Raw genomic sequence first — 12,107 nt, 5'->3', positions numbered from 1 at the left:
GCGGCCTGCGTTTACCCTCCAAGTCATTGATCCTGTTGGGATCGATGACCGTGGAACGGGTGTGACGCCCTGAGTATACCGATGTGGCCGTGTTCTACGAATGGACGTGGAACATTGTCCAGCCCTGCCCCGTCGGCCCGGCCGGCCTCGACACCCTGGAGCGGGAGCCATAAAACAAAACGGGCACCCTTGCGGGCGCCCGTTCTGCGGTGATGCCAGGCCTTGCGGCGTGGGATCAGGCTTCGGCGACGACGACGACCTTGACGGTGGTCTCGACGTCGGCGTGCAGGTGGATCAGCACGTCGTATTCGCCGATGTTGCGGAAGGCGCCTTCGCCCAGGATGACTTCGCTCTTTTCCAGCGGCAGGCCGGCGGCGGTGAAGGCCTCGGCGATGTCGCGCGGGCCAACCGAGCCGTACAGCTTGCCTTCGGTCGAAGCGTTGGCGGCGATGGTCACGCTCGCGCCTTCCAGCTTGGCCTTGCGGCCTTCAGCGTCGGCGTGGATGGCCTGGGCCTTGGCTTCGTATTCGGCGCGCTTGGCTTCGAACTCGGCCTTGTTGCTCTCGGTGGCCGGCACGGCCTTGCCCTGCGGCACGAGGAAGTTGCGGCCGTAGCCCGGCTTCACATCAACCAGGTCGCCCAGGTTGCCGAGGTTGGTGACTTTCTGCAGGAGGATCAACTGCATGGTATTGCTCCAGATAAGTTATTCGTTAGCGAGGCAACGCCCCGCAACAAAGGCTGTCCGAATAGCTGGCACAGCGGGGGCGGCGTCGGGCCGCCCCGCCTGCATCAGACGTCGTGGTTGTCGGTGTACGGGATCAGGGCCAGGAAGCGAGCGCGCTTGACGGCGGTCGCCAGCTGGCGCTGGTACTTCGACTTGGTACCGGTGACGCGGCTCGGCACGATCTTGCCGTTCTCGGTCAGGTACTGGCGCAGGGTGTTGAGATCCTTGTAGTCGATCTCCTTCACACCTTCAGCAGTGAACTTGCAGAACTTGCGGCGACGGAAGAACTTGGACATGGGAAGGCTCCTTAGGCGGCGGAAGCGGCGTCGTCGCCGGCTTCGTTGTCAGCGGTGTTGTTGGACTCGCCTTCTTCGTCGTCACGACGACGGCGCTCACCGCGCTCCGGCTTGTCACCCTTCTCGTCCTTGCTCTTCATGATCAGCGACTGCTCGGTGTCAGCCTCGTCACGCTTGATGACCAGGTTGCGCAGCACGGCGTCGTTGAAGCGGAAGCTCTCGGTCAGTTCGTTCAGAACGGCCTGGTCGGCTTCGATGTTCATCAGCACGTAGTGGGCCTTCACCAGGTTCTGGATCGGGTACGCCAGCTGGCGGCGGCCCCAGTCTTCCAGACGGTGGATGGTGCCGTTGCCGTTCTCGACCAGCGACTTGTAGCGCTCGATCATGGCCGGGACCTGCTCGCTCTGGTCCGGGTGGACCATGAACACGATTTCGTAATGACGACTCATGTTTCTTTCTACCTTTCGGATGTGGCCTTGCGGCCGGACAGCCCCCCGCCGTTGAGACCGCGGTGGGGCAAGGGTTCCCGCCAGGGAGGCAGGAAGCCGCGCATTATGGCGCAGATGGGGTGGCCGGGCAACCGGTGGGCCACCTGACACCCTGAACCGGGGGCGAGCGCCCAGCCAACCCGGGTTGGGCGCTACCAGAACGATCAGGCCCCGGCCGGCCGTCAGGCCTTGTCGGCGTCAGTGGTGAAGCTCTCGCCGCAGCCACACTCGGCGGTGGCGTTCGGGTTGCTGAACGTGAAGGTCTCGCTCAGGCCGTGCTTGCCGAAGTCGATCACGGTGCCGTCCACCAGCGCCAGGCTCTTGGCGTCGACATAGATCTTCACGCCGTCCTGCTCGAACACGGTATCGCCCTCGCGCTCATCGCGGGCCAGGTCGGTGATGTGGCCCCAGCCGGAGCAGCCGGTCCTGGTCACGCCGAAACGCAGGCCCAGCGCGCCGGGGGTCTGGGCGACAAAGCGCTGCACGCGCTCGAAGGCAACGGGGGTCAGGCTGACGGCCATGGGGCTACTCCAGAGGTACGGGGACATTATAAGGAGCTGTGGCTGCGAAAAATGCCTCGCAAGCAGAACGCTGCAACCGGTAAACTCCCGTGTTCACAGATCGAGTCGATCAGCAGAGGATTCAAGTCATGACGGTGGTCAGCGTTGAACATGCGCTTGCCGGGAAGATCCCGGAAGGCGGCGAAGTCACGGTACGCGGATGGGTGCGCACGGTGCGCGGTTCAGCGAATCTGGCCTTCGTGAATGTGAGCGACGGCTCCTGCTTCGCCCCGATCCAGGTCGTGGCCAACGACACCCTGGGCAACTTCGACGAGATCAAGCGACTGACCAGCGGCTGCTCGGTCATCGGCACCGGTACCTTGGTGAAGTCGCAGGGCAAGGGCCAGTCGTTCGAGATCCAGGCCAGCACGCTTGAAGTGGTCGGCTGGGTCGAAGACCCGCTCACCTATCCGATCCAGCCCAAGCCGATGTCGCCGGAGTTCCTGCGCGAAGTGGCGCACCTGCGCCCGCGCACCAACCTGTTCGGGGCGGTCACCCGCATCCGCAACTGCCTGGCCCAGGCCGTGCACCGCTTCTTCCACGAGAACGGCTTCAACTGGATCAGCACCCCGATCATCACCACCTCCGACGCCGAAGGCGCCGGCCAGATGTTCCGCGTGTCCACCCTGGACATGGTGAACCTGCCGCGCGACGAGAAGGGCGCGATCGATTTCAGCCGCGACTTCTTCGGCAAGGAAACCTTCCTGACCGTGTCTGGCCAGCTGAACGTCGAGGCCTATTGCCTGGCGCTGAGCAAGGTCTACACCTTCGGCCCGACCTTCCGCGCCGAGAACAGCCACACCACCCGCCACCTGGCGGAGTTCTGGATGATCGAGCCGGAAATCGCCTTCGCCGACCTGGCCGAAGACGCACGCCTGGCCGAAGAGTTCCTGAAGTACCTGTTCCGCGCGGTGCTGAACGAGCGCAGCGACGACCTGGCCTTCATCGCCGAGCGCGTGGACAAGAACGCGATCACCAAGCTGGAAGATTTCATCAACGCACCGTTCGAGCGCATCGACTACACCGATGCGGTCAGCCTGCTGCAGAAGTCCGGCAGGAAGTTCGACTTCCCGGTGGAATGGGGCCTGGACCTGCAGACCGAGCACGAGCGCTGGCTGACCGAGGAACACGTCGGCCGCCCGGTGGTGGTGACCAACTACCCGGAGCACATCAAGGCCTTCTACATGCGCCTGAACGACGACGGCAAGACCGTTGCCGCGATGGACGTGCTGGCCCCGGGCATCGGCGAGATCATCGGCGGCAGCCAGCGCGAAGAGCGCCTGGACGTGCTGGATGCGCGCATGGCCCAGTTCGGCCTGGATCGCGAGCACTACAGCTGGTACCGCGATTTCCGCCGCTATGGTTCGGTGCCGCACGCCGGCTTCGGCCTGGGCTTCGAGCGCCTGGTGGTCTACGTCTGCGGGCTGTCCAACATCCGCGATGCGATCCCCTACCCGCGCGCCCCGGGCAGCGCGGACTTCTAAGCCCCAAACGACCACGGAGGTGCTGCCCCCATGACCCTGTTCTTCGCCCTCTGTTTCGTTGGCGTTGCAGTGGCCGGGTTCAGTGCCTTCGTGATCTTCTGGCCGCTGACCCTGGTGCACGTGCGCGACCGCCATCCGGCGCTCGCCGAGCGCTTCGGCAGCGGCGCCTTCCTCAAGCCCGATGCCCTGGCCTGGCTGCTGCGCCGCGACTATCGCCAGCAGCCGGACCGATCATTGTCCGGGCTGGCGACGCCGGCCTGGGTATCGCTGCTGACCCTGCTGGCCGGACTGGGCATGGCTGCCCTGCTCTGGCTGGCCTCGCTCTGGTAACACATCCATGAATGACATCACCACTTCGCGCGACAGCTGGTGGCTGGCCAGCCTCGGCAACACCCTGATCTGGGCACGCCTGCGGGTGCGCCCTGCCGGCACCGCCGAAGTGCTCGACAGCGACGGCAACACGCTGAGCTATGACAGTGAAGACACCGCCCGTTCGCAGCTGTTCGACGCTGAATTCGTCGAGTATGACGGCCTGGACGAGGAGGACGCGCTGGTGCGCGGCTTCAGCCTGCACGAAGTGCAGCCGCCGCAGGCCGACAGCGACGAGGGCCTGCGTGGCCGCATGATCCAGTCGCTGGGCGGGCGCGCCTGACCCTGGCATGTTCACCCCGCGCGCCTTCGCCGAGACCGACCTGCTCTGGCTGGACCGCCTGCTGGCGCGCGATCCGTTCGTCAGCGTGCTCACCCCGGGCAGCGATGGCCTGCCGGAGCTGACGCGGATGCCGGTGTTGTACCGGCGCGAGGGCGAGCGCATTGAGCTGCGCGGGCACTGGGCCCGCGCCAACCCGCAGTCGCGCCACAGCGGTGCGGCCAAGGTACTGGTCGATGGCCCGCACGGCTACGTCTCGGCCAGCTGGTATCCGGACAAGGAGCCCGCCGCGCGGGTGCCGACCTGGAACTATGCGGCCGCCGAGCTGCGCGGCCAGCTGCACACCTTCGACGACACCGATGCGCTGGCCGAACTGGTCGGCGCGATCAGCGACCGTTTCGAAGCCAGCGTCGGCCAGGCCTGGCGCTTCGATGCCGCGCGCGCCGAACACGGCGCGGAGCTGCGCGCCATCGTCGGCTTCCGCTTCCAGGTTGAACACGTGCAGCTGAAGCTGAAGCTGAGCCAGAACCACCCCGATGCGAACCAGCGTGCCGTGATCGCCGAACTGGAACAGCTGGGCACCCCTTCCTCCACCGAGTTGGCGCAGTGGATGCGCTGGCACCGCGAACAGGCCACCCCCAGCGGCTGAACGCCCCCGATTCCCGCGACGACGCAGCCGGACGGCTGCGGCGCGCCCCCACCCGACGCCAGGCATCCGAACATGAAAGACATCCACAAGCTGCTGCAGAACAACCGCGACTGGGCCGACCGCATCGAGAAGGAAGACCCGGACTTCTTCCACCAGCTGGCCAAGCAGCAGCATCCCGAGTACCTGTGGATCGGCTGCTCCGATTCACGAGTTCCGGCCAACCAGATCATCGGCATGGCACCCGGCGAAGTGTTCGTGCACCGCAACGTTGCCAACGTGGTCGCCCACACCGACCTGAACTGCCTGAGCGTGGTGCAGTACGCGGTGGACCAGCTGAAGGTCAAGCACATTCTGATCGTCGGCCATTACGGCTGCGGCGGCGTGCACGCCTGCCTGCACAATACCCGCGTCGGCCTGGCCGACAACTGGCTGCGCCACGTCGGCGACGTCGTTCAGAAGCACCAGGGCATCCTCGATGCGATCGAAGACGATGAACTCAAGCACGCCCGCCTTTGCGAGCTGAACGTGATCGAGCAGGTCGCCAACCTCTGTCGCTCGACCATCGTGCTGGACGCCTGGGCCCGCGGCCAGAAGCTGATGGTGCATGGCTGGGTGTACAGCCTGAAGGACGGTCGCGTGCGTGAAATGGGCATCGACGTAGGCTCGCTGGAAGAGCTGCAGCCGGCATATGAGAAGGCACTATCCTTCGTGCCGCGCAAGGGCCGTCGCGACTGATCCCCCACGGATGACCACCATGCTCGCTTCGCCGATCAACCTGCACGCCTGGATCGAAGAGAACCGCCACCTGCTGAAGCCGCCGGTGGGCAACAAGATGATCGACAACGGCGATTTCATCGTGATGGTGGTCGGCGGGCCGAATTCGCGCACCGACTATCACTACGACGAAGGCCCGGAGTGGTTCTACCAGCTCGAGGGCGAGATGGTGCTGAAGGTGCAGGAGGACGGTGCGGTACGTGACATCCCGATCCGCGCCGGCGAGGTCTTCCTGCTGCCGGCGAAGGTGCCGCACTCGCCGCGCCGCCCGCCCGGGGGCATCGGCCTGGTGGTCGAGCGCAAGCGCCTGCCGCACGAGAAGGACGGGGTGATCTGGCACTGCGAACGCTGCAACCACAAGCTGCACGAAGAGTTCTTCGCGCTGCAGAACATCGAGACCGACCTGCCCAAGGTGTTCGCGCGCTACCACGCCAGCCTGGAACTGCGCACCTGCAGCCAGTGCGGGCACGTGGATCCGCTGCCGGTGCCGGCGGCGGGCTGAAAGGCCGGTGGGCATGGCGATTGCTGTTACCTCCGCCGGGCACGGCCCGGCGCTACCGATGCGCGTGATCCCCAGGTAGCGCCGGGCCATGCCCGGCGAGCGCGCCGCGCGGCAGGCACGCCGCCAAGCGCTACACTGGCGGTCCCGTTGCAGCCTGTTGCCCGACCATGTCCGACCTGCTCAGCCGCACCCACGCCATTGCCCTGGACGCCGCCGATCCGCTGCGTCCGATGCGTAACGAATTCCTGATTCCGCGCCATGGCGGCGGCGAGCAGACCTACTTCGTCGGCAACTCGCTGGGCCTGCAGCCGCGTGGCGCTCAGGCCGCGGTGCAGGAAGTGATGAAGCAGTGGGGCGAGCTGGCGGTGGAAGGCCACTTCACCGGCCCCACCCAGTGGCTGTCCTACCACCGCCTGGTGAGCGCGCAGCTGGCCCGCGTGGTCGGTGCGCTGCCCAGCGAAGTGGTGGCGATGAACACGCTGAGCGTGAACCTGCATCTGATGATGGTCAGCTTCTACCGGCCGACCACGCAGCGCCCGGTGATCCTGATGGAAGCCGGCGCATTCCCGACCGACCGCCACGCGGTCGAAGCACAGATCCGCTTCCATGGCTTCGACCCGGCCCAGTGCCTGGTGGAAGTGCAGCCGGACGAAGCCAACGGCACGATCTCGCTGACCGCGATCGAACGCGCCATCGCCGAGCACGGCCCGCGCCTGGCGCTGGTGCTGTGGCCCGGCGTGCAGTACCGCACCGGTCAGGCCTTCGACCTCGATGCAATCACCCGCGCCGCACGCCTGCAGGGGGCGCGCATCGGTTTCGACCTGGCGCATTCGGTGGGCAACCTGCCGCTGCGCCTGCATGACGTGGCGCCGGACTTTGCGGTGTGGTGCCATTACAAATACCTCAACAGCGGCCCGGGCGCGGTTGCCGGCGCCTTCGTGCACGAGCGCCACCATCGCGACACCACCCTGCCCCGATTCGCTGGCTGGTGGGGCCATGAGGAAGCCACCCGTTTCCAGATGGCACCGCAGTTCACCCCGGCCATCGGTGCCGAAGGGTGGCAGCTGAGCAATCCGCCCATTCTGGGGCTGGCACCGTTGCGCGCCTCGCTGGACCTGTTCGAGCGAGCCGGCATGGACGCGCTGCGCAGCAAATCGCTGGCGCTGACCGGCATGCTCGAAGCACTGGTGCGCGCACGCCTGCCGCAGGTGCTGGAGATCATCACCCCGGCAGACCCGCAGCGCCGCGGCTGCCAGTTGTCGCTGCGCGTGATCGGCGGCCGCGAGCGCGGGCGCGCCCTGTTCGAGCACCTGCGCAGCATCGGCGTGCTCGGCGACTGGCGCGAGCCCGACGTGATCCGCATCTCGCCCACCCCGCTCTACAACCGCTACCTGGACGTGCACCACTTCGTCGAGGAAGTGGAAGCCTGGGCCGGCCTTTGAGCCGGACCCTCCCCTACTGCTGGACAGTTCGTTGATCGCACACGCCTCCCGCTCGTTGAGCATTATCGGTGCCGGCCTCGCCGGCTCCCTGCTGGCCATCCTGCTGTCACGCCAGGGCTGGCGCATCACCTTGTACGAACGCCGCGGCGATCCGCGCGTGGCCGACTACGAGAGCGGCCGCTCGATCAACCTGGCGCTGGCCGAGCGTGGGCGCAACGCCCTGCGCCAAGCCGGTGTGGAAGACGAGGTGATGGCGCGCGCGGTGATGATGCGCGGACGCATGGTGCATCCACGCGACGGCGAACCGCAGCTGCAGCGCTATGGCCGTGATGACAGCGAAGTGATCTGGTCGATCCACCGCAGCGACCTGAACACCACGCTGCTGGAACTGGCCGAACAGGCAGGGGCCACCGTGCATTTCCATCGCCGCCTGCACACCGTTGATTTCGATGCCGGCTACGCCCGCTTCATCGATGACCGCGATGACAGCCCGCACGACATCCGCTTCGACACCCTGATCGGTGCAGACGGTGCCGGTTCGGCGCTGCGTGCGGCAATGAACCGGCGCGCGCCGCTGGGCGAGGACATCGCCTTCCTCGATCACTCCTACAAGGAGCTGGAGATTCCGCCGGCCGAAGACGGGGGCTTCCGCATCGAGCGCAACGCGCTGCACATCTGGCCACGCGGCCACTACATGTGCATCGCCCTGCCCAATCATGAAGGCACCTTCACCGTCACCCTGTTCCTGCCCAACCAGGGCGATCCCAGCTTTGCCACGATCAATACCGGTGCGCAGGCCGAGGCGCTGTTCGCTCGCGAGTTCGCGGACGCGCTGCCGCTGATCCCGAACCTGCGCGTGGATTGGGAACAGCACCCGCCGGGCCTGCTCGGCACGCTCACCCTGGAGCGCTGGCACCAGCAGGGTCGCGCCGTACTGATCGGCGACGCCGCGCATGCAATGGTGCCGTTCCACGGCCAGGGCATGAACTGCGCGTTCGAGGATTGCGTTGCGCTGGCCCGTCACCTGATGGAGGCGGATGACCTGGAAAGTGCGTTCGCTGCGTTCGAGGCCGAGCGCAAACCCAATGCACGCGCGATCCAGCAGATGGCGCTGGAGAACTACCTGGAAATGCGCGACCGCGTGGCCGATCCCTCGTTCCTGCTGCAGCGCGAACTGGAGCGGGAACTGCAGCGGCGCTGGCCGACCCGCTTCGTACCGCACTACACGATGGTCACCTTCCTGCACACGCCGTACGCCGAAGCGCTGCGCCGTACCGAACTGCAGCGCGATTTGCTGGTGGCGGCCACGGTCGGCCACGAGTCGCTGGACAACATCGACTGGGCGGCGCTGGAAGCGCAGATCCACGCGCAGCTACCGGTCCTGGAGGGTGCGCACTGATGGCTGACAGCTTCCTGTTCTACGACCTGGAAACCTTCGGCCAGGATCCACGGCGCACCCGCATCTCGCAGTTCGCCGCCATCCGCACCGACGCCGGCCTCAACGAGATCGACACACCGGTCAGCTTCTTCGTGCGCCCGGCCGATGACCTGCTGCCCTCGCCGATGGCCACCCTGGTCACCGGCATCACCCCGCAGCAGGCCTTGGCCGAAGGCATCAGCGAGTCCCAAGCCTTCGACCGCATCAACGAACTGATGTCGCGACCCGGCACCTGCGCCCTGGGCTACAACACGCTGCGCTTCGACGATGAATTCGTCCGCTACGGCCTGTTCCGCAACTTCCATGACCCATACGAACGCGAGTGGCGCAACGGCAATTCGCGCTGGGACCTGCTGGACATGCTGCGGCTGATGCGCGCGATGCGCCCGGATGGCATCCAGTGGCCGCTGCGCGAGGACGGTGCCACCTCGTTCAAACTCGAGCACCTGGCCGAAGCCAACAACGTGCGCGAGGGTGATGCGCACGAAGCGCTATCCGACGTGCGAGCCACGATCGGCATGGCACGGCTGTTCAAGCAGTCGCAGCCGCGCCTGTGGGACTACGCCCTGAAGCTGCGCGACAAGCGTTTCGTCGGCAGCCTGCTGGATGTCACCGCGATGACGCCGGTGCTGCACATTTCCATGCGCTACCCCGCCAGCCGTCTGTGCGCGGCGCCGGTGCTGCCGTTGTCCGTGCACCCGACGATCAGCAACCGGGTGATCGTGTTCGACCTGGACGGCGACATCGACGACCTGCTGGCCCTGCCGGCCGAGGTGATCGCACAGCGCCTGTACCTGCGCGCCAGTGAACTGCCCGAGGGCGTGGCACGGGTGCCGCTGAAGGAAGTGCACCTGAACAAGGTGCCCGCCCTGGTCGCCTGGAACCACCTTCGTGGCGACGACCACGCGCGCCTGGGCCTGGACGTGGCCGCGATCGAGGCCAAGGTTCAACGGCTGCGCGGGTTCGCCCCTCAGCTTGCCGAGAAGGCGCGCCAGGTCTACAACCAGCCGCGCGCGGCCACCGTGGCCGACGTCGATGCCTCCCTGTACGACGGCTTCCTCGGCAACGGCGACAAACCGCTGCTGGCGCTGGCCCGCACCACCGCACCGGAGCAGTTGGCCGCGCTGGAAGGCCGCTTCCGCGACCCGCGCCTGCCGGAGCTGCTGTTCCGCTACCGTGCGCGCAATCATCCGGACAGCCTCGCGCCGGCTGAACGCCAGCGCTGGCAGGATTACCGGCGCCAGCGCCTGCTGGGAGACGGCGGCCTGGGCGAACTCAACCTGCCCCAGTACCAGCAGCAGCTCGATGCGCTGGCCGCCGAGTCGCCCGACGACGCGCGGCGCCAGGCCCTGCTGCAATCGTTGCGCGACTGGGGCCAGCACCTGCAGGAGACCTTGTGAGTACCTATTTCTCGGACGCCAGCTTCAAGTTCCTGCGCAGCCTGGCGCGCCACAACGAAAAGGCGTGGTTCAACGACCACCGCCAGCAGTACGAAGAGCATGTGCGACAGCCGTTCCTGCGCCTGTTGGGTGATCTTCAGCCAGCCCTTGCCGAGGTCAGCGAACACTTCCGCGCCGATACCCGCGGCGTCGGCGGCTCACTGTTCCGCATCCACCGCGACGCGCGTTTCTCCAACGACAAATCGCCTTACAAGACCTGGCAGGGTGCGCGCCTGTTCCATGAGCGCCGTCGCGAAGTGGCCGCGCCCTCGTTCTATCTGCACCTGCAGCCAGGCGAGAGCTTTGTCGGTGCCGGCCTGTGGCACCCGGAACCGGAAACCCAGCGCCGCGTGCGCCACTTCATCCTCGACAATCCGGGCAGCTGGAAGGCCGCGGCCCATGCACCTGCGCTGCGCAGGCGCTTCGAGTTCGAGGAGAGCGAAAAGCTGGTGCGTCCGCCGCGCGGCTTCCCGGCCGACTTCGAGTTCATCGACGACCTCAAGCACCGCAACTGGGTGATGTGGCGCCCGCTGGATGACGCCACCATGACCGGCCCACGCCTGCTGTCCACGCTGGGCAAGGATCTGGCCGCGCTCGGCCCGTTCGTCGACTATCTGTGCGCAGCGCTGGACCTGGAATTCTGATGCCGTTGGCGCACCAACGGCGCACGCTGGGCCGCACCGGCCTGGCGGTTTCGCCGGTCGGCCTTGGGTGCTCCGGCTTCTGGGGGCATCGGCGCTTCCCGGAGCAGTCGGCCGCGCACGTCGTCGAGCATGCACTGGCACAGGGCGTGAACCTGTTGGACACCGGTCACAACTACTCCGGTTTCCACGCCGAGCCGCGGCTGGGCCGCATCCTGCGCTCCTTGCTCAAGCAATACCCGCGCGATTCGCTGGTGATCTCCAGCAAGGGCGGCACGCTGACCGGCCAGGCCGGCGTCAGCGGCGCCGAGCAGCGCAATTTTTCGCCAGCGGCCATCACCGCCAGCTGCGAAGCCTCGCTGCGCAACCTCGGCCTGGATTACCTCGATATCTACCAGCTGCACGGTGCCAGCCAGAACGACATCAACGATGACCTGCTGGCCGCACTGCAGCGACTGCGCGAACGCGGGCTGATCCGGCACACCGGCATCAATACGCACACGGCGTCGACCCTGTGCTGGATGATCGACCATCCCACGCTGTTCGACGTGGTGCTTCTGGACTACAACGCCCTGCAGCAGGATCGTGAACCCCTCATCGACCGGCTGCACGCGGCCGGTATCGGCGTGCTGGCCGGCACCGTGCTGGCGCAGGGCCACCTGCTGCCATCACGGGCCCGCCTGCCGCGCCCGGCCGACGCCTGGTACCTGGCCAGAGCCTGGCTCAAGCCAAGCAGCCGCTCCCTGATGCACAGCGCACGCCGGATGCGCCACACCATCGCCGCCATCCACAGCCAGCGCCCCGCCCAGACCGCGTTTGCCTACGCCCTGGGCCATCGCGGCGTCGCCAGCGGCATTCTGGGCACCACCCGCACCGGCAGCCTGGACGAAGTGCTGGCGACGCGCCTTGAGGCGCTGACCCCGGCGGAACGGCAACAGCTGGTCGATGCCTTCGGTGATGGCCGTGGTTCGCCCAGTCAGTGAGTCTTCACCCCGCACTGCCGCCGTTGCGGCAGTCTGTC

The 12,107-nt window shown here is 66.8% G+C and carries 15 protein-coding genes; 11 read left to right on the top strand and 4 right to left on the bottom strand.

What is annotated here, in order from left to right; genetic code table 11:
* Nucleotides 1–235: 235 nt before the first annotated feature.
* The 4 genes from rplI to AC5P7R_RS18305 all read right to left on the bottom strand — a co-directional run bounded on the left by rplI (nucleotide 236) and on the right by AC5P7R_RS18305 (nucleotide 2,029).
* Nucleotides 236–685, bottom strand: coding sequence for a 50S ribosomal protein L9 (gene rplI / locus AC5P7R_RS18320; protein ID WP_021202733.1), 450 nt, complete (start codon nucleotides 683–685; stop codon nucleotides 236–238).
* A gap of 104 nt (nucleotides 686–789) precedes the next feature.
* Nucleotides 790–1,020, bottom strand: coding sequence for a 30S ribosomal protein S18 (gene rpsR / locus AC5P7R_RS18315; protein ID WP_002804494.1), 231 nt, complete (start codon nucleotides 1,018–1,020; stop codon nucleotides 790–792).
* Between the two features lie 11 nt (nucleotides 1,021–1,031).
* Nucleotides 1,032–1,469 (bottom strand): 30S ribosomal protein S6, encoded by a 438-nt coding sequence (rpsF, locus tag AC5P7R_RS18310; protein WP_005410228.1) that lies wholly within the window; start codon nucleotides 1,467–1,469, stop codon nucleotides 1,032–1,034.
* A gap of 221 nt (nucleotides 1,470–1,690) precedes the next feature.
* Nucleotides 1,691–2,029 carry a HesB/IscA family protein gene (locus tag AC5P7R_RS18305; protein WP_019660371.1) on the bottom strand — a complete coding sequence of 113 codons (339 nt, stop codon included), beginning with the start codon at nucleotides 2,027–2,029 and terminating at the stop codon, nucleotides 1,691–1,693.
* Between the two features lie 128 nt (nucleotides 2,030–2,157).
* Between AC5P7R_RS18305 and asnS the strand changes: the two genes are divergently transcribed.
* The 11 genes from asnS (at nucleotide 2,158) to AC5P7R_RS18250 (ending at nucleotide 12,069) form a co-directional block, all read left to right on the top strand.
* The gene (gene asnS, locus AC5P7R_RS18300) at nucleotides 2,158–3,552 is read left to right on the top strand and encodes an asparagine--tRNA ligase (protein WP_134730866.1); all 1,395 of its coding nucleotides are present in this window, start codon (nucleotides 2,158–2,160) and stop codon (nucleotides 3,550–3,552) included.
* 30 nt (nucleotides 3,553–3,582) lie between these two features.
* Nucleotides 3,583–3,882, top strand: a complete 300-nt coding sequence (locus AC5P7R_RS18295; protein WP_005417403.1) for a hypothetical protein — start codon at nucleotides 3,583–3,585, stop codon at nucleotides 3,880–3,882.
* A 7-nt stretch (nucleotides 3,883–3,889) separates the two neighbouring features.
* Nucleotides 3,890–4,204 (top strand): hypothetical protein, encoded by a 315-nt coding sequence (locus tag AC5P7R_RS18290; protein WP_019660373.1) that lies wholly within the window; start codon nucleotides 3,890–3,892, stop codon nucleotides 4,202–4,204.
* A 7-nt stretch (nucleotides 4,205–4,211) separates the two neighbouring features.
* On the top strand, nucleotides 4,212–4,850 hold the full coding sequence (locus tag AC5P7R_RS18285; protein ID WP_021202731.1) for an FMN-binding negative transcriptional regulator: 639 nt from the start codon (nucleotides 4,212–4,214) through the stop codon (nucleotides 4,848–4,850).
* A gap of 72 nt (nucleotides 4,851–4,922) precedes the next feature.
* Nucleotides 4,923–5,585 (top strand): carbonate dehydratase, encoded by a 663-nt coding sequence (gene can / locus AC5P7R_RS18280; protein WP_005417406.1) that lies wholly within the window; start codon nucleotides 4,923–4,925, stop codon nucleotides 5,583–5,585.
* 19 nt (nucleotides 5,586–5,604) lie between these two features.
* Nucleotides 5,605–6,126 carry a 3-hydroxyanthranilate 3,4-dioxygenase gene (locus tag AC5P7R_RS18275; RefSeq protein WP_026347065.1) on the top strand — a complete coding sequence of 174 codons (522 nt, stop codon included), beginning with the start codon at nucleotides 5,605–5,607 and terminating at the stop codon, nucleotides 6,124–6,126.
* A 167-nt stretch (nucleotides 6,127–6,293) separates the two neighbouring features.
* Nucleotides 6,294–7,568 (top strand): kynureninase, encoded by a 1,275-nt coding sequence (gene kynU / locus AC5P7R_RS18270; protein ID WP_019660376.1) that lies wholly within the window; start codon nucleotides 6,294–6,296, stop codon nucleotides 7,566–7,568.
* Between the two features lie 31 nt (nucleotides 7,569–7,599).
* Nucleotides 7,600–8,967, top strand: a complete 1,368-nt coding sequence (locus AC5P7R_RS18265) for an FAD-dependent oxidoreductase (RefSeq protein WP_021202730.1) — start codon at nucleotides 7,600–7,602, stop codon at nucleotides 8,965–8,967.
* Nucleotides 8,967–10,406, top strand: coding sequence for an exodeoxyribonuclease I (gene sbcB, locus AC5P7R_RS18260; protein ID WP_111098200.1), 1,440 nt, complete (start codon nucleotides 8,967–8,969; stop codon nucleotides 10,404–10,406). Before AC5P7R_RS18265 ends, sbcB begins: the two co-directional genes overlap by 1 nt.
* The gene (locus AC5P7R_RS18255; protein ID WP_134730870.1) at nucleotides 10,403–11,089 is read left to right on the top strand and encodes a DUF2461 domain-containing protein; all 687 of its coding nucleotides are present in this window, start codon (nucleotides 10,403–10,405) and stop codon (nucleotides 11,087–11,089) included. Before sbcB ends, AC5P7R_RS18255 begins: the two co-directional genes overlap by 4 nt.
* Nucleotides 11,089–12,069: an aldo/keto reductase gene (locus AC5P7R_RS18250; RefSeq protein WP_134730872.1), complete on the top strand. Its 981-nt coding sequence runs from the start codon at nucleotides 11,089–11,091 to the stop codon at nucleotides 12,067–12,069. The genes AC5P7R_RS18255 and AC5P7R_RS18250 overlap by 1 nt, the downstream gene beginning before the upstream one ends.
* The last annotated feature ends 38 nt before the right edge of the window (nucleotides 12,070–12,107 follow it).

The sequence above is a fragment of the Stenotrophomonas sp. YJH_SMC_27 genome, from assembly GCF_059369815.1.
Note: the sequence above shows the minus strand (reverse complement) of the source record. Positions and strands in the feature narration are given on the sequence as shown.

Bases quoted from the DNA above. Each gene is read 5' to 3' on its own strand.
- rplI (WP_021202733.1), bottom strand. From the start codon at position 685: ATGCAGTTGATCCTCCTGCAGAAAGTCACCAACCTCGGCAACCTGGGC.
- rpsR (WP_002804494.1), bottom strand. From the start codon at position 1,020: ATGTCCAAGTTCTTCCGTCGCCGCAAGTTCTGCAAGTTCACTGCTGAA.
- rpsF (WP_005410228.1), bottom strand. From the start codon at position 1,469: ATGAGTCGTCATTACGAAATCGTGTTCATGGTCCACCCGGACCAGAGC.
- AC5P7R_RS18305 (WP_019660371.1), bottom strand. From the start codon at position 2,029: ATGGCCGTCAGCCTGACCCCCGTTGCCTTCGAGCGCGTGCAGCGCTTT.
- asnS (WP_134730866.1), top strand. From the start codon at position 2,158: ATGACGGTGGTCAGCGTTGAACATGCGCTTGCCGGGAAGATCCCGGAA.
- AC5P7R_RS18295 (WP_005417403.1), top strand. From the start codon at position 3,583: ATGACCCTGTTCTTCGCCCTCTGTTTCGTTGGCGTTGCAGTGGCCGGG.
- AC5P7R_RS18290 (WP_019660373.1), top strand. From the start codon at position 3,890: ATGAATGACATCACCACTTCGCGCGACAGCTGGTGGCTGGCCAGCCTC.
- AC5P7R_RS18285 (WP_021202731.1), top strand. From the start codon at position 4,212: ATGTTCACCCCGCGCGCCTTCGCCGAGACCGACCTGCTCTGGCTGGAC.
- can (WP_005417406.1), top strand. From the start codon at position 4,923: ATGAAAGACATCCACAAGCTGCTGCAGAACAACCGCGACTGGGCCGAC.
- AC5P7R_RS18275 (WP_026347065.1), top strand. From the start codon at position 5,605: ATGCTCGCTTCGCCGATCAACCTGCACGCCTGGATCGAAGAGAACCGC.
- kynU (WP_019660376.1), top strand. From the start codon at position 6,294: ATGTCCGACCTGCTCAGCCGCACCCACGCCATTGCCCTGGACGCCGCC.
- sbcB (WP_111098200.1), top strand. From the start codon at position 8,967: ATGGCTGACAGCTTCCTGTTCTACGACCTGGAAACCTTCGGCCAGGAT.
- AC5P7R_RS18250 (WP_134730872.1), top strand. From the start codon at position 11,089: ATGCCGTTGGCGCACCAACGGCGCACGCTGGGCCGCACCGGCCTGGCG.